General features: G+C 39.4%; 26 protein-coding genes and 1 pseudogene. All 27 read left to right on the top strand.

Annotation, left to right across the window (positions count from 1 at the left end):
- Positions 1-81 (top strand): annotated as a pseudogene (locus tag JM172_RS18490) (30S ribosomal protein S12); the annotation flags it as partial.
- Positions 82-119: 38 nt separating this feature from the next.
- Entirely contained in the window at positions 120-590 is a 471-nt protein-coding gene (gene rpsG, locus JM172_RS18485) for a 30S ribosomal protein S7 (RefSeq protein WP_214483859.1), read from the top strand.
- Between the two features lie 121 nt (positions 591-711).
- The gene (fusA, locus tag JM172_RS18480; RefSeq protein WP_214483858.1) at positions 712-2,790 is read left to right on the top strand and encodes an elongation factor G; all 2,079 of its coding nucleotides are present in this window, start codon (positions 712-714) and stop codon (positions 2,788-2,790) included.
- 115 nt (positions 2,791-2,905) lie between these two features.
- Complete coding sequence (tuf, locus tag JM172_RS18475) at positions 2,906-4,093, top strand: elongation factor Tu (RefSeq protein ID WP_214483857.1); 1,188 nt, start codon at positions 2,906-2,908, stop codon at positions 4,091-4,093.
- Between the two features lie 370 nt (positions 4,094-4,463).
- Complete coding sequence (rpsJ, locus tag JM172_RS18470; RefSeq protein ID WP_214483856.1) at positions 4,464-4,772, top strand: 30S ribosomal protein S10; 309 nt, start codon at positions 4,464-4,466, stop codon at positions 4,770-4,772.
- A 34-nt stretch (positions 4,773-4,806) separates the two neighbouring features.
- A complete protein-coding gene (gene rplC / locus JM172_RS18465; RefSeq protein WP_214483855.1) occupies positions 4,807-5,433 on the top strand; it encodes a 50S ribosomal protein L3 in 627 nt (208 codons plus the stop codon).
- A 27-nt stretch (positions 5,434-5,460) separates the two neighbouring features.
- Positions 5,461-6,084, top strand: a complete 624-nt coding sequence (gene rplD / locus JM172_RS18460; RefSeq protein ID WP_214483854.1) for a 50S ribosomal protein L4 — start codon at positions 5,461-5,463, stop codon at positions 6,082-6,084.
- On the top strand, positions 6,084-6,371 hold the full coding sequence (gene rplW, locus JM172_RS18455) for a 50S ribosomal protein L23 (protein WP_214483853.1): 288 nt from the start codon (positions 6,084-6,086) through the stop codon (positions 6,369-6,371). Before rplD ends, rplW begins: the two co-directional genes overlap by 1 nt.
- Positions 6,372-6,398: 27 nt before the next feature.
- Entirely contained in the window at positions 6,399-7,229 is an 831-nt protein-coding gene (gene rplB, locus JM172_RS18450) for a 50S ribosomal protein L2 (protein WP_214483852.1), read from the top strand.
- 57 nt (positions 7,230-7,286) lie between these two features.
- On the top strand, positions 7,287-7,565 hold the full coding sequence (gene rpsS, locus JM172_RS18445; protein WP_214483851.1) for a 30S ribosomal protein S19: 279 nt from the start codon (positions 7,287-7,289) through the stop codon (positions 7,563-7,565).
- A 17-nt stretch (positions 7,566-7,582) separates the two neighbouring features.
- Entirely contained in the window at positions 7,583-7,924 is a 342-nt protein-coding gene (gene rplV, locus JM172_RS18440; protein WP_214483850.1) for a 50S ribosomal protein L22, read from the top strand.
- Positions 7,925-7,927: 3 nt separating this feature from the next.
- The gene (gene rpsC, locus JM172_RS18435) at positions 7,928-8,584 is read left to right on the top strand and encodes a 30S ribosomal protein S3 (RefSeq protein WP_214483849.1); all 657 of its coding nucleotides are present in this window, start codon (positions 7,928-7,930) and stop codon (positions 8,582-8,584) included.
- 2 nt (positions 8,585-8,586) lie between these two features.
- On the top strand, positions 8,587-9,021 hold the full coding sequence (gene rplP / locus JM172_RS18430) for a 50S ribosomal protein L16 (protein WP_214483848.1): 435 nt from the start codon (positions 8,587-8,589) through the stop codon (positions 9,019-9,021).
- Positions 9,011-9,214, top strand: a complete 204-nt coding sequence (gene rpmC, locus JM172_RS18425) for a 50S ribosomal protein L29 (RefSeq protein ID WP_214483847.1) — start codon at positions 9,011-9,013, stop codon at positions 9,212-9,214. Before rplP ends, rpmC begins: the two co-directional genes overlap by 11 nt.
- 20 nt (positions 9,215-9,234) lie before the next feature.
- Positions 9,235-9,498, top strand: a complete 264-nt coding sequence (rpsQ, locus tag JM172_RS18420; RefSeq protein WP_214483846.1) for a 30S ribosomal protein S17 — start codon at positions 9,235-9,237, stop codon at positions 9,496-9,498.
- 43 nt (positions 9,499-9,541) lie between these two features.
- Positions 9,542-9,910: a 50S ribosomal protein L14 gene (gene rplN / locus JM172_RS18415; protein ID WP_214483845.1), complete on the top strand. Its 369-nt coding sequence runs from the start codon at positions 9,542-9,544 to the stop codon at positions 9,908-9,910.
- 40 nt (positions 9,911-9,950) lie between these two features.
- Positions 9,951-10,262 (top strand): 50S ribosomal protein L24, encoded by a 312-nt coding sequence (rplX, locus tag JM172_RS18410; RefSeq protein WP_214483844.1) that lies wholly within the window; start codon positions 9,951-9,953, stop codon positions 10,260-10,262.
- Positions 10,263-10,287: 25 nt separating this feature from the next.
- A complete protein-coding gene (gene rplE, locus JM172_RS18405; RefSeq protein ID WP_214483843.1) occupies positions 10,288-10,827 on the top strand; it encodes a 50S ribosomal protein L5 in 540 nt (179 codons plus the stop codon).
- Positions 10,828-10,859: 32 nt separating this feature from the next.
- Entirely contained in the window at positions 10,860-11,045 is a 186-nt protein-coding gene (locus JM172_RS18400) for a type Z 30S ribosomal protein S14 (protein ID WP_214483842.1), read from the top strand.
- Positions 11,046-11,076: 31 nt separating this feature from the next.
- Entirely contained in the window at positions 11,077-11,475 is a 399-nt protein-coding gene (gene rpsH, locus JM172_RS18395) for a 30S ribosomal protein S8 (protein WP_214483841.1), read from the top strand.
- 29 nt (positions 11,476-11,504) lie between these two features.
- Positions 11,505-12,041: a 50S ribosomal protein L6 gene (gene rplF / locus JM172_RS18390; protein ID WP_214483840.1), complete on the top strand. Its 537-nt coding sequence runs from the start codon at positions 11,505-11,507 to the stop codon at positions 12,039-12,041.
- Positions 12,042-12,075: 34 nt separating this feature from the next.
- Complete coding sequence (gene rplR / locus JM172_RS18385; RefSeq protein ID WP_214483839.1) at positions 12,076-12,438, top strand: 50S ribosomal protein L18; 363 nt, start codon at positions 12,076-12,078, stop codon at positions 12,436-12,438.
- A gap of 20 nt (positions 12,439-12,458) precedes the next feature.
- Complete coding sequence (rpsE, locus tag JM172_RS18380) at positions 12,459-12,959, top strand: 30S ribosomal protein S5 (protein WP_214483838.1); 501 nt, start codon at positions 12,459-12,461, stop codon at positions 12,957-12,959.
- A gap of 13 nt (positions 12,960-12,972) precedes the next feature.
- Entirely contained in the window at positions 12,973-13,155 is a 183-nt protein-coding gene (rpmD, locus tag JM172_RS18375) for a 50S ribosomal protein L30 (protein ID WP_214483837.1), read from the top strand.
- 31 nt (positions 13,156-13,186) lie between these two features.
- Complete coding sequence (gene rplO / locus JM172_RS18370; RefSeq protein WP_214483836.1) at positions 13,187-13,627, top strand: 50S ribosomal protein L15; 441 nt, start codon at positions 13,187-13,189, stop codon at positions 13,625-13,627.
- The gene (secY, locus tag JM172_RS18365) at positions 13,627-14,922 is read left to right on the top strand and encodes a preprotein translocase subunit SecY (RefSeq protein WP_214483835.1); all 1,296 of its coding nucleotides are present in this window, start codon (positions 13,627-13,629) and stop codon (positions 14,920-14,922) included. The genes rplO and secY overlap by 1 nt, the downstream gene beginning before the upstream one ends.
- Positions 14,923-14,971: 49 nt before the next feature.
- A partial coding sequence (locus JM172_RS18360) for an adenylate kinase (RefSeq protein WP_214483834.1) occupies positions 14,972-15,619 on the top strand: 648 nt, incomplete at its 3' end.

The following is a 15,619-nucleotide window of genomic DNA, read 5'->3' as shown; positions in this document are numbered from 1 at the left end:
TTAGATACTGCTGGTGTTGATAACCGCATGCAAAGTCGTTCTAAATATGGAACGAAAAGACCTAAAGCAGCAAAAAAATAACAACATAGTAAGAACAATGACTGAAAGGAGGAATATCAATGCCTCGTAAAGGACCCGTTGCAAAAAGAGACGTGTTACCAGATCCGATTTACAATTCAAAGCTAGTAACACGCTTAATTAATAAAATGATGGTTGATGGAAAAAGAGGAAAGTCTCAAGATATTCTTTACAAATCGTTTGAATTAGTAAAAGAACGTTCTGGTAAAGAAGCTATGGAAGTTTTTGAGCAAGCTCTTAAAAACATCATGCCAGTATTGGAAGTTAAAGCTCGCCGTGTTGGTGGATCTAACTATCAAGTACCAGTTGAGGTGCGCCCTGATCGTCGTACTACATTAGGACTTCGTTGGTTAGTAAACTATGCACGTCTTCGTGGAGAAAGAACGATGGAAGAGCGTTTAGCTAACGAAATTTTAGATGCAGCTAACAATACAGGTGCTGCAGTTAAAAAGCGTGAAGATACGCATAAAATGGCTGAAGCGAATAAAGCATTTGCTCATTATCGTTGGTAATCCAATAAACTTGATCGACCTAATAAAGAGCAATGTGAATCATTATAAGATCTCCATTGACTCTTTGATGGTCAACTAATAATTATAATACGATACTTTATAATGGAAGGAGAAAGACCCAATGGCAAGAGAGTTCTCCTTAGAAAAGACTCGAAATATCGGTATCATGGCACATATTGATGCTGGTAAAACAACAACAACTGAGCGTGTACTTTATTACACTGGTCGTATTCATAAAATCGGTGAAACTCATGAAGGTGCATCTCAAATGGACTGGATGGAGCAAGAACAAGAACGTGGTATTACTATTACTTCTGCTGCAACAACTGCACAGTGGGAAGGTCACCGCGTTAATATCATCGATACACCAGGACACGTAGACTTCACTGTTGAAGTTGAGCGTTCACTTCGTGTGCTTGACGGAGCAGTAGCAGTTCTTGATGCTCAATCAGGCGTTGAGCCTCAAACTGAAACAGTTTGGCGTCAGGCGACTACTTACGGAGTTCCCCGAGTGGTGTTCGTTAATAAAATGGACAAAATCGGTGCAGACTTCTTATATTCTCTAAGCACTATTCACGATCGTTTACAAGCGAATGCAGCTGCAATTCAACTACCAATTGGAGCGGAAGATGAATTCCACGGTATTATTGATCTAGTTGAAATGAACGCTGTATTTTACGGGAATGATTTAGGAACTGATATAGAAGTTCGTGAGATTCCTGAAGAGTATAAGGATCAAGCAGAAGAATACCGTGAAAAGTTAGTTGAAGCGGTTGCTGAGCTTGATGAAGAGTTAATGGAAAAATACTTAGGCGGCGAAGAAATTACTAAAGAAGAGCTTAAAGCTGCAATCCGTCAAGGAACAGTTAATGTTGAGTTCTATCCAGTAATTTGTGGATCAGCTTTCAAAAACAAAGGTGTTCAATTAATGCTTGATGCAGTTGTTGATTATCTTCCATCACCATTAGATGTTCCGGCTATCAAAGGTACTCTTCCTGATACTAACGAAGAAGTTACTCGCCCTTCTAGTGACGATGAGCCATTCTCAGCACTTGCATTTAAAGTTATGACAGACCCATTTGTTGGTAAATTAACATTCTTCCGTGTTTACTCTGGAACATTAGACGCGGGTTCATATGTACAAAACTCAACAAAAGGTAAACGTGAACGTGTAGGTCGTATTTTACAAATGCACGCAAACTCACGTGAAGAGATATCAAAAGTTTATGCTGGTGATATCGCAGCTGCAGTTGGACTAAAAGTTACAACTACAGGTGATACGTTGAGCGAAGAGAAAAATCAAGTTATTCTTGAGTCTATGGAATTCCCAGAGCCGGTAATTTCACTTTCGATCGAACCAAAATCAAAAGCTGACCAAGATAAAATGACAACAGCTCTTCAAAAACTCCAAGAAGAAGATCCAACGTTTAGAGCGCATACTGACCAAGAAACAGGCCAAGTAATTATCGAAGGTATGGGTGAATTACACCTAGACATTCTCGTTGATCGCATGCGTCGTGAGTTCAAGGTAGAAGCAAATGTAGGTGCTCCACAGGTTGCATATCGTGAAACTTTCCGTGCTGCTGCTAAAGTTGAAGGGAAATTCGCGCGTCAATCAGGTGGACGTGGACAATTCGGTCACGTTTGGATCGAATTCGAACCAAACGAAGAAGGTAAGGGCTTTGAGTTTGAAAATAAAATCGTTGGTGGTGTAGTTCCACGTGAGTACATTCCAGCCGTTGGAGCTGGATTAGAAGATGCAATGGGCAATGGTGTACTTGCTGGGTATCCACTAGTTGATGTGAAAGCTGCTCTTGTAGATGGTTCTTACCATGATGTTGACTCATCTGAGATGGCCTTTAAAATAGCAGCATCTATGGCATTGAAAAATGCGATCTCTAAATGTAACCCAGTCATCCTTGAACCTATTATGAAGGTTGAAGTTGTAATGCCTGATGAGTACTTAGGAGACATCATGGGTGACGTTACATCACGTCGTGGTCGCGTTGAAGGTATGGAAGCTCGCGGTAACGCACAGGTCGTTCGTGCGATGGTTCCATTATCTGAAATGTTTGGGTATGCTACTGCATTGCGTTCTAATACGCAAGGACGTGGTACATTCTCAATGCACTTTGATCACTACGAAGAAGTACCAAAAGCAATTTCAGAAGAAATTATTAAGAAAAATAAAGGTGAATAATTGATTTATTCCATTTATTAAAGTATAACTACTTATGTAAGAAAGAAAGTAGTTCAAGATAGCAACTACTATCTTATATAAATTATGATATGTATATTAAGGAGGATAAATTATAATGGGTAAAGAAAAATTCGATCGTTCCAAAACACATGCGAATATCGGTACAATTGGTCACGTTGACCACGGTAAAACAACTTTAACTGCTGCAATAACAACTGTTCTTGCTAAAAAAGGTGGAGCAGAGGCACAAGCATATGATCAAATTGATGCAGCGCCAGAAGAGCGTGAGCGTGGAATCACAATCTCTACTGCACACGTTGAGTACGAAACTGACAGTCGTCACTATGCACACGTGGACTGCCCGGGACATGCTGACTATGTTAAAAATATGATCACTGGTGCGGCGCAAATGGATGGAGCTATCCTAGTTGTTTCAGCTTCTGATGGTCCAATGCCACAAACTCGTGAGCACATCCTTCTTTCTCGTCAGGTTGGTGTACCTTACATCGTTGTTTTCTTAAACAAATGTGATATGGTAGATGACGAAGAATTACTAGAATTAGTAGAAATGGAAGTACGTGACTTATTATCTGAGTATGACTTCCCTGGTGATGACATTCCTGTTATCCAAGGTTCAGCTCTTAAAGCTCTTGAAGGAGACGCTGCATACGAAGAAAAAATTCTTGAGTTAATGGCTGCAGTTGATGACTACATCCCAACTCCAGAGCGTGACACTGAAAAAGATTTCATGATGCCAGTTGAGGATGTATTCTCAATCACTGGTCGTGGTACAGTTGCTACTGGTCGTGTAGACCGCGGTAAATTAAATGTTGGTGATGAAATCGAAATCATCGGTTTAGCTGAAGAGTCAAGCAAAACTACAGTTACTGGTGTAGAAATGTTCCGTAAGCTTCTTGATTATGCTGAAGCTGGAGACAACATTGGTGCATTACTTCGTGGTGTATCACGTGAAGACATTGAGCGTGGGCAAGTTTTAGCTAAGCCTGGTTCAATTACTCCACACCAAAAATTTAAAGCTGAAGTTTACGTATTATCAAAAGAAGAAGGTGGACGTCATACTCCATTCTTCACAAACTACCGTCCTCAGTTCTACTTCCGTACAACTGATGTAACTGGTATCGTTAATCTTCCAGAAGGCGTAGAAATGGTTATGCCTGGAGATAACATTGAAATGACAGTTGAGCTTATCGCTCCTATCGCACTTGAAGAAGGTACTAAATTCTCTATTCGTGAGGGTGGACGTACTGTAGGTGCTGGAGTAGTAGCTACTATCACTGCGTAATAATAGAAAAGAAGCAGGTTTGCGTTTATACGTAGACCTGTTTTTTTATGGAATGGCACTTTGTCAAGCAACTTGAAGAACAAAAAGGCCCCTAAAAGAGCATTAACAAAAACTGCTAATAGTATGTTGTGCTAGAGTAATTGAAAAGAGACTGTAAGGCGTGTATACTAAGTCGTGGGTAAAAAAGTTGATAGATTAAAATTTGCTATTGCATTAGGTGTGTTTTTTTTATATAATAGTGAATGTTGGTCTTTGACTGCGATGATGTGGAAGGTTGCTGACACACCCGGCCGCTTTGCCATGGCGAGTGTGGGGAAATTTCCACGGAGAATGTCTATTAAATAAAATAGGCGAAAAAGGAGGGAAAATAATGGCAAAAGAAAAAATTCGTATTCGTTTAAAAGCTTACGATCACCGAATTCTTGATCAATCTGCAGAAAAAATCGTAGCAACAGCTAAACGATCAGGTGCAAATGTCTCTGGTCCGATTCCGTTACCAACTGAAAAGTCTGTTTATACGATTCTTCGTGCTGTTCATAAGTATAAAGATTCTCGTGAGCAATTTGAAATGCGTACACATAAACGCTTAATTGATATCGTAAATCCTACTCCAAAAACAGTAGATTCACTAATGCGTTTAGACTTGCCGTCAGGTGTAGATATTGAAATTAAACTATAATAAATAATAAGTTAGATAACAGGAGGTGTGACGAATGACCAAAGGAATCTTAGGTAGAAAGATTGGTATGACACAAGTGTTCGTTGGAGATGTACTTGTACCAGTTACTGTAGTTGAGGCTTCACCTAACGTAGTTCTTCAGAAGAAAACTGAAGCAACAGATGGTTATGAAGCTATACAACTTGGTTTTGATAACAAGCGTGAAAAGCTTGCTAACAAACCAGCTAAAGGACATGTTGCAAAAGCGGATACTACGCCTAAGCGCTTCATCCGTGAATTCCGCGGGCTGAACGTTGAGGAATATGAAGTTGGTCAGGAAGTCAAAGTTGACGTCTTCTCTGAAGGCGATGTAGTAGATGTTACAGGTATTTCAAAGGGTAAAGGATTCCAAGGTGCAATTAAGCGCCACGGACAATCACGCGGCCCTATGTCACACGGTTCGCGCTATCACCGTCGTCCTGGTTCAATGGGACCTGTTGATCCAAACCGTGTATTCAAAGGAAAGCTTTTACCTGGACGTATGGGTGGAGAACGTATAACTGTTCAAAACTTAGAAGTTGTAAAAATTGATGCTGAACGTAACATTTTACTTATTAAAGGTAATGTCCCAGGACCAAAAAAAGGTCTTGTAACTATTAATAGTGCGGTTAAGGCACAGTAATTTTTGTAAGAAAGGAGGAATATACCAATGCCTAAAGTAACATTATATAGCCAAAATGGTTCTACAGTAGGTGAAGTAGAGCTTAATGAATCTGTATTTGGTATTGAGCCTAACAAGAGTGTATTATTCGATGCAGTTATTATGCAAAGAGCTTCCTTAAGACAAGGAACTCACAAAGTAAAAGGTCGTTCTGAAGTACGTGGCGGTGGACGTAAACCTTGGCGTCAAAAAGGTACTGGACGTGCTCGTCAAGGATCAATTCGTTCTCCACAATGGCGTGGTGGTGGAATAGTATTCGGACCTACACCTAGAAGCTACAGCTATAAGCTACCTAAGAAGGTACGTCGCTTAGCACTTAAATCAGCACTATCAACTAAAGTGCTTGAAAATGATATCGTTGTATTAGAGAGCCTAGCATTTGAAGCTCCTAAAACAAAAGAAATGGTAAACATTTTAAACAGTCTTTCTGCAGATCGCAAAGCGTTAATCGTAACTGCTGATCAAAATGAATTCGTGACTCTTTCAGCGCGTAATATTCCTGGAGTAACAGTTATATCTGCTACAGGTGTAAACGTACTGGACTTATTAAACCACGATAAACTTGTGATCACTAAAGATGCGGTGGAAATAGTAGAGGAGGTGCTTGCGTAATGAAAGAACCTCGTGATATTATTAAGCGCCCCGTTATTACAGAACGTTCAACAGATTTAATGGAAGAGAAGAAATATACGTTTGACGTTGATGTGAAAGCTAATAAAACTGAAGTCAAAGATGCTGTTGAGGCAATTTTTGATGTGAAAGTAGAAAAAGTAAACATCATGAACTACAAAGGTAAGTTCAAGCGTATGGGTCGTCATAGTGGTTATACTAATCGTCGCAGAAAAGCAATCGTGAAGTTAACTGCTGATAGCAAAGAAATCGAACTTTTTGAAGTATAAGTTTACTAGTGAAGGAGGGAAATAGAGATGGCGATTAAAAAGTATAAACCTACCTCAAACGGTCGTCGTGGTATGTCGGTATCTGATTTTGCAGAAATCACTACTGATACTCCCGAGAAGTCGTTATTGGCTCCTTTGAATAAAAAGGGTGGACGTAACAACCAAGGTAGATTAACAGTACGTCATCAAGGTGGCGGTCATAAGCGTCAATACCGCATCATTGATTTTAAACGCGACAAAGATGGTATACCAGGACGCGTTGCTACAATCGAATATGATCCAAATAGATCAGCTAATATTGCGTTAATAAACTATGTTGATGGTGAAAAGCGTTATATTCTAGCTCCGAAAAATTTAGAAGTGGGCATGGAAATCATGTCTGGTCCAGAAGCGGATATTAAAGTGGGTAATGCATTACCGTTAGTTAATATTCCTGTTGGTACAGTTATTCATAACATTGAACTTAAACCAGGTAGAGGTGGACAATTAGTACGTTCAGCTGGAACATCTGCTCAAGTTCTTGGTAAAGAAGGAAAATACGTTTTAGTACGTTTAACTTCAGGTGAAGTTCGTATGGTATTAGCTGCTTGCCGTGCTTCTATTGGTCAAGTTGGTAATGAACAACACGAACTTATTAATATCGGTAAAGCAGGTCGTTCTCGTTGGTTAGGTAAACGCCCAACTGTACGTGGATCTGTAATGAACCCGGTTGATCACCCACATGGTGGTGGTGAAGGTAGAGCTCCTATCGGACGTAAGTCACCAATGACACCTTGGGGTAAACCAACACTCGGTTATAAAACGCGCAAGAAAAATAAGAAGTCAGATAAATTCATCGTGCGTCGTCGTAAAAAATAACGGGGTTGTGCTACGGTTCACAGGAACCGTATGCCAATCGCGAAGGGAGGTTCACATATGGGACGCAGCTTAAAAAAAGGACCTTTTGTAGATGATCATTTAATGAAAAAAATTGAGGGCTTAAATGAAACCGATGGTAAGCGTGTGGTTAAAACATGGTCTCGTCGTTCAACGATTTTCCCTCAATTCATTGGTCATACAATTGCAGTTTATGATGGTCGAAAACATGTGCCTGTATATATAAGTGAAGACATGGTTGGTCACAAGCTTGGAGAGTTTGCACCAACTCGTACGTATAAAGGTCACGCTAGTGATGACAAGAAAACAAGACGTTAAGAGAGGAGGCATCCTAAATGCAAGCAAAAGCTGTTGCAAGAACAGTTCGAATTGCGCCTCGTAAAGCTCGCTTAGTAGCGGACTTAATTCGAGGAAAGCAAATTGGTGAAGCATTAGCAGTTTTACGCTTAACAAACAAAGCGGCTTCTCCAATAGTAGAAAAAGTATTAAAATCAGCTGTTGCAAACGCAGAACACAACTATGAGATGGATGTTAATAATTTGGTTGTTGAAGAAGCGTATGTGAACGAAGGCCCGACTATGAAACGTTTTCGCCCTCGTGCAATGGGACGTGCTAGTCAAATTAATAAACGTACGAGCCACATTACTGTAGTGGTATCAGAAAAGAAGGAGGGATAATCAGTGGGACAAAAAGTAAATCCAGTCGGTTTGCGTATAGGAGTCATCCGTGATTGGGAATCAAAGTGGTATGCTGATAAGGACTATGCAGACTTGTTGCATGAAGACCTTAAGGTTCGTGAATACATTACTAAAAGATTAAGTGACTCTGCTGTATCAAAAGTGGAAATTGAACGCGCGGCTAACCGTGTAAATATTTCAGTTCACACTGCAAAACCAGGAATGGTTATTGGTAAAGGTGGATCAGAAGTAGAAGCACTTCGTAAAGCGTTAAATGCGTTAACAGGTAAACGTGTCCACCTTAATATCGTAGAAATCAAGAGAGCTGATTTAGACGCTAAATTAGTAGCAGACAATATTGCTCGTCAATTAGAAAACCGTGTATCCTTCCGTCGTGTGCAAAAGCAAGCAATTCAACGTGCTTTACGCGCTGGAGCAAAAGGGATCAAAACAATGGTATCTGGACGCTTAGGTGGTGCAGATATCGCTCGTGCAGAATATTACAGTGAGGGAACAGTTCCACTTCATACACTCCGTGCTGACATAGATTACGGTACAGCTGAAGCTGATACTACTTATGGTAAATTAGGCGTTAAAGTATGGATTTATCGTGGAGAGGTCCTTCCTACAAAGAAGAATAAAAAGGAAGGAGGAAAATAATCATGTTAATGCCAAAACGCGTTAAGTATCGTCGCGAACACCGCGGGAAAATGCGCGGTCGTGCAAAAGGCGGCACTGAAGTAAACTTCGGTGAGTTCGGCTTACAAGCGCTAGAAGCGTCTTGGATTACTAACCGCCAAATCGAGGCTGCTCGTATTGCGATGACACGTTATATGAAACGTGGCGGTAAAGTATGGATTAAAATATTCCCATCCAAGCCATATACAGCTAAACCTTTAGAAGTCCGAATGGGTTCCGGTAAGGGTGCTCCAGAGGGCTGGGTTGCTGTTGTAAAACCAGGTAAGATTATGTTTGAAATATCAGGTGTACCTGAAGAGGTAGCACGTGAAGCACTTCGTCTTGCATCACATAAACTTCCAGTAAAATGTAAGTTTGTAAAACGAGAAGAAATTGGTGGTGAATCTAATGAAAGCTAATGAAATTCGTGACCTTACCACTGCCGAAATTGAACAAAAAGTTAAATCTTTAAAAGAAGAGTTATTCAATTTGCGTTTCCAGCTAGCGACTGGACAACTTGAAAATACAGCTCGTATACGCGAAGTACGTAAATCGATCGCTCGTATGAAAACTGTGATACGTGAAAGAGAGATCGGTGTGAATAATCGATAAATGAGGGGAGGTTTACTTAAATGAGTGAACGCAACCAACGTAAAGTATATACAGGTCGTGTTGTATCTGACAAAATGGATAAAACAATTACTGTATTAGTTGAAACATACAAAACTCATTCGCTATATGGTAAACGTGTTAAGTATTCTAAGAAATTCAAAGCACATGATGAGCAAAATATTGCAAAAGTTGGCGATGTAGTTAAAGTAATGGAAACTCGTCCACTATCTGCAACAAAACGTTTCCGTTTATTAGAAGTAGTTGAAAAAGCGGTAATTATATAATACAAGGTCGGATGAATTTTATATCCGAAGGGAGGTTTCGTGAATGATTCAACAAGAATCTCGGTTGAAAGTTGCTGATAATTCTGGGGCTCGTGAAGTGTTAACGATTAAAGTTCTAGGTGGCTCTGGACGTAAATATGCAAATATTGGTGATGTAATTGTTTGTACAGTGAAACAAGCAACACCAGGAGGCGTTGTCAAAAAAGGTGAAGTAGTTAGGGCTGTTGTTGTACGTTCAAAAAAAGGAGCGCGACGCCCAGACGGTTCATACATCCGTTTTGACGAAAATGCATGCGTGATTATCCGTGACGATAAAAGTCCACGTGGTACTCGTATTTTTGGGCCGGTAGCTCGTGAATTACGTGATAGCAACTTCATGAAAATTGTATCATTAGCTCCTGAAGTTCTTTAATTTGAAAATTGAAATGCCTTATCAAGGAGGTGCAGATAAGATGCATGTAAAAAAAGGTGATAAAGTACTTGTGATTTCAGGTAAGGATAAAGGTAAACAAGGAGTTATCCTTGCTGCATTCCCAAAGAAAAGTAGAGTTCTTGTGGAAGGTGTGAATATTGTGAAGAAGCATTCTAAACCTTCACAAGCTAATCCCCAAGGTGGGATTAACAGCCAAGAGGCACCTATCCATGTATCAAATGTTATGCCATTAGATCCAAAGTCGGGTGAACCTACGCGTGTTGGACATAAGCAAGTTGATGGCAAAAACGTACGCTATGCAAAAAAATCTGGTGAATTATTAGATAAATAACTAGTTGTAGAAAGGAGGTACTATTATGAACCGCCTAAAGGAAAAATATCAAAAAGAAATTACTCCTAGTGTTATGAGTAAATTCAGTTATAAATCAGTTATGCAAACACCTCAACTTGAAAAAATAGTTGTAAATATGGGTGTTGGAGATGCAGTTGCAAATTCAAAGGCATTAGATAATGCTGTTGAAGAATTAACAACAATAACTGGTCAAAAGCCTGTAGTTACAAAAGCAAAGAAATCTATCGCTGGTTTCCGTCTTCGTGAAGGAATGCCAATTGGTGCGAAAGTAACTTTACGCGGTGAGCGTATGTATGAATTTTTAGATAAACTAGTGTCTGTTGCACTTCCACGTGTACGTGACTTCCGTGGTGTATCTAAAAAATCATTCGATGGTCGTGGTAACTATACATTAGGGATTAAAGAACAATTAATTTTCCCTGAAATTGAATATGATAAAGTTTCGAAAGTTCGTGGTATGGATATCGTTATCGTAACCACTGCAAATACTGATGAAGAAGCTCGTGAATTATTAACTCAAATGGGTATGCCGTTCCAAAAGTAATCAGTGCCATCTAAATATAAGGAGGCGAAAATGTGGCTAAAAAATCAATGGTCGTAAAACAAAAACGTGATCAAAAGTTTAAAGTGCGCGAGTACACACGTTGTGAACGATGTGGTCGTCCTCATTCAGTGCTAAGAAAATTTAAACTTTGCCGTATTTGTTTCCGTGAATTAGCATATAAGGGACATATCCCAGGTGTAAAAAAAGCAAGTTGGTAAAACCCAGATATGGGAAGGAGGTAAAAATATTATGGTGATGACAGATCCTATTGCAGATTTGCTTACTCGTATTCGCAATGCGAACATGGTACGTCACGACAAATTAGAGGTTCCTGCTTCAAACATGAAGAAAGATATCGCTGATATTTTAAAACGTGAAGGTTTTGTTCGTGATGTGGAATTTATTGAAGATAACAAACAAGGTATTCTCCGTATTTTCTTAAAGTATGGTGCAAATAATGAACGTGTAATTACTGGATTAAAACGTATTAGTAAACCTGGTTTACGCGTATACGCTAAAGCTGATGAGGTACCTCGTGTACTTAACGGTTTAGGAATTGCGATTGTGTCTACTTCTCAAGGTGTGTTAAGTGACAAAGAAGCTCGTCAAAAGCAAACAGGCGGAGAAGTACTAGCTTACGTTTGGTAAAAAGTTTTTTTAGAATGGAGGTGTAATTTATGTCACGCGTTGGTAAAAAACCAATTGTTATCCCTGCAGGTGTAACAGTAACTGAGGAAAACAAAAACGTTATTGTTAAAGGACCGAAGGGTGAATTAACTCGTACAATCCATGCAGATATGGAATTAACAATAGAAGAGAACGCTGTAACAGTTGTTCGACCATCTGATTCAAAAGAGCACCGCTCATTACATGGAACGACTCGTAGCGTACTTGCTAATATGGTTGAAGGTGTTTCTAAGGGCTATGAAAGAGGACTAGAATTGATCGGGGTAGGTTACCGTGCACAAAAGCAAGGTAAAAAGCTAATCCTAAATGTTGGTTACTCTCATCCTGTTGAAATCGAACCTGAAGCAGGGATCGAAATAGATGTACCTGCGAATACAAAAATTGTTATTAAAGGTACTGATAAAGAACGTGTTGGAGCTTTAGCTGCTAACATTCGTGATGTACGTCCACCAGAGCCTTATAAAGGTAAAGGAATTCGTTATGAAGGTGAATATGTACGTCGTAAGGAAGGTAAGACTGGTAAGTAATACCGCCTAGTGTATAAGAAAGGAGTGGCATAGTATGATTACAAAACCTGATAAGAATGCAGTTCGTAAAAAAAGACACGGACGTGTTCGTGCGAAAATTTCAGGAACAGCTGTACGCCCGCGTTTGAATGTGTTTCGTTCTAGCAAACACATATATGCGCAAGTAATCGATGATGTGAATGGTGTTACACTTGCAAGTGCATCTACTTTAGATAAAGAATTAAGCATTGAGTCAACAGGTAATGTTGACGCAGCGCAAAAAGTTGGCGAGTTAGTTGCTAAACGTGCGTCAGAAAAAGGTATTAAAGAAGTGGTTTTTGATCGTGGAGGATACCTATTCCATGGACGTATTAAAGCGTTAGCTGATTCAGCTCGTGAAAATGGCTTAGAATTTTAATTGTCAAAGGAGGGATACAGATGGTCCGTGTTGATCCAAGTAAACTAGAACTTGAAGAACGTGTTGTTACCGTAAACCGCGTAGCAAAGGTAGTGAAAGGTGGACGTCGTTTCCGTTTTGCTGCACTTGTTGTTGTTGGTGATAAAAACGGTCACGTTGGTTTTGGAACTGGTAAAGCTCAAGAGGTTCCAGAAGCTATTCGTAAAGCTATAGAAGATGCTAAGAAAAATCTTGTTACTGTACCTATGGTTGGTACAACAATTCCACATGAAGTTATCGGACGATTTGGCGCTGGAGAAATCTTGTTAAAGCCTGCTTCTGAAGGTACTGGAGTTATCGCTGGAGGTCCTGTACGTGCAGTATTAGAGTTAGCTGGTGTACATGACATCCTATCAAAATCTTTAGGTTCAAATACACCTATTAACATGATTCGTGCTACAATTAGTGGTATTCAGGATATGAAACGCGCTGAAGACGTTGCAAAGTTGCGTGGAAAATCAGTTGAAGAATTGTTAGGATAAGGGGGGAAATGAAATGTCAAAGAAATTAGCTATCACCCTCACAAGAAGTGTTATTGGCCGTTCTAAAGATCAAAAAGTTACTGTTCAAACTTTAGGTTTGAAAAAAATGCATCAAACGGTCGTACATGAAGATAATGCTGCAATTCGCGGCATGGTAAACAAAGTTGCACATTTAGTTACGGTAAAAGAACAATAATTTTAACATGAGTAAATAAGGAGGTGCCCTGATGAAACTTCATGAACTTAAACCAGCTGAAGGGTCTCGTAAAACTCGTAATCGTGTAGGACGTGGTATTGCTACTGGTAATGGTAAAACATCTGGTAGAGGCCAAAAAGGTCAAAAGTCTCGTTCTGGCGGTGGCGTACGTCCAGGATTCGAGGGTGGTCAAACACCTTTGTTTCAACGACTACCTAAACGTGGTTTTACGAACATTAACCGAAAAGAGTATGCGGTCGTTAATCTTGAAACATTAAACCGTTTTGAAGATGGTACGGAAGTAACACCTGAATTATTAATTGAAACAGGTGTAGTAAGTAAGCTTAAATCGGGTTTGAAAGTCCTTGCAAAAGGAAAAGTTGAGAAAAAGCTTACTGTTAAAGCTCACAAATTCTCTTCTGCTGCAAAAGAAGCAATTGAAGCTGCAGGCGGTAAAACTGAGGTGATTTAATGTTCCGAACAATCTCCAATTTTATGCGCGTTGGTGATATAAGAAAGAAAATAATATTCACCTTGTTAATGCTAGTTGTGTTTAGAATAGGGACGTTTATTCCTGTTCCGAACATCAATGCTGAAGTACTACAGGTTACAGGAGAAAACAATCTATTTGGAGTATTGAATACATTTGGTGGAGGAGCATTACAGAACTTTTCCATCTTTGCAATGGGAATTATGCCTTATATCACTGCTTCCATTATCATTCAATTACTACAAATGGATGTTGTTCCAAAGTTTACTGAATGGTCAAAACAAGGTGAGGTTGGTCGTCGTAAATTAGCTCAGTTTACCCGCTACGGCACAATAGTTCTTGGATTTATTCAAGCTATTGGTATGTCCATTGGCTTTAACACTATGTCGAACGGGGCTTTAATTGAGAATCCTGGCATTCCAACTTATTTGTTAATAGCATTAGTATTGACGGCTGGAACTGCCTTTTTAATGTGGTTAGGTGAACAAATAACAGCTCACGGTGTTGGTAATGGAATTTCCATCCTCATCTTTGCTGGGATTGTGGCAGGCATTCCTAATATCGCTAACCAAGTGTATGCAACACAATTTGAAGGTGCTGGAGAACAGCTATTCTTACGTATCGTTACGGTAGTATTATTACTACTCGCGATCGTTGCAATCGTCGTTGGTGTTATTTTCATCCAACAAGCATTTCGAAAAATTCCAATTCAATATGCAAAACGCTTAGTGGGTCGTAGTCCAGTTGGAGGACAATCTACTCATTTACCTTTAAAAGTAAATGCTGCGGGTGTAATACCTGTTATCTTTGCAGTATCGTTTATTATTACACCACCAACAATTGCATCATTCTTTGGACAAAACGATGTTACTATGTGGATTGAAAATACATTCAGGTATACCGAACCTGTTGGTATGACAATATATGTTGCATTAATTATTGCATTTACCTATTTCTATACGTTTGTTCAAGTTAATCCTGAGCAAATGGCAGAAAACCTTAAAAAACAAGGTGGGTATATTCCTGGAATTCGTCCAGGGATAAATACGCAAGAATATGTAACTCGGATACTATATCGTCTTACATTTGTAGGTTCTATTTTCTTAGCTGCAATTTCTGTTCTTCCTATTATTTTTATTAAATTTACAAGCCTTCCGGAATCAGTACAAATTGGTGGAACAAGCTTGCTCATCGTTGTTGGTGTTGCACTTGAGACAATGAAACAGCTTGAAAGCCAACTTGTAAAACGTCATTACAAAGGATTTATTAAGTCATGAGGTTTTGGGGTTCTCCCATTTCCTCATTGTTAGATGAGGGTGAACACATATGAATCTCGTATTAATGGGGCTCCCTGGTGCTGGTAAAGGTACGCAGGCAGAGCAAATTGTTAGCAAGTATAATATTCCTCACATATCAACAGGAGATATGTTCCGTGCTGCTATAAGTGAAGGAACTGAATTAGGCTTAAAAGCAAAGGCTTTTATGGATGAGGGCAAACTTGTTCCTGATGAAGTTACAATAGGTATTGTTCGTGAAAGATTAGGTAAAAATGATTGTAAAAATGGCTTCCTGTTAGATGGTTTCCCTAGAACAGTCGCTCAAGCAGAGGCGTTAGAACAATTGCTACATGCCATGAACAGTACGATAGATTTTGTTATCAATATAAATGTTGATAAATCTATACTATTAGATCGTTTAACAGGTAGAAGAATTTGCAAGAACTGTGGTTCCACATATCATCTAGTATTTAATCCACCACAACAAGAGGGCGTTTGCGACAAGTGTGGAGGAGAATTATATCAACGTGCTGATGATAATGAGGCTACTGTAAAAACTCGCCTAGAGGTAAACATTAAACAGTCAGAGCCTTTATTAAATTTCTACAAGCAAAAAGGTTATTTACAAAACATTGATGGACAACAAGCAATTGATAAAGTATTTGTAGATATAGATAAATTGCTTGGAGGCATATCT

The organism is Bacillus sp. SM2101 (assembly GCF_018588585.1).
GTDB classification, from domain to species: Bacteria; Bacillota; Bacilli; order Bacillales; family SM2101; genus Nanhaiella; species Nanhaiella sioensis.
This window is presented reverse-complemented; position numbering and strand designations above follow the sequence as displayed.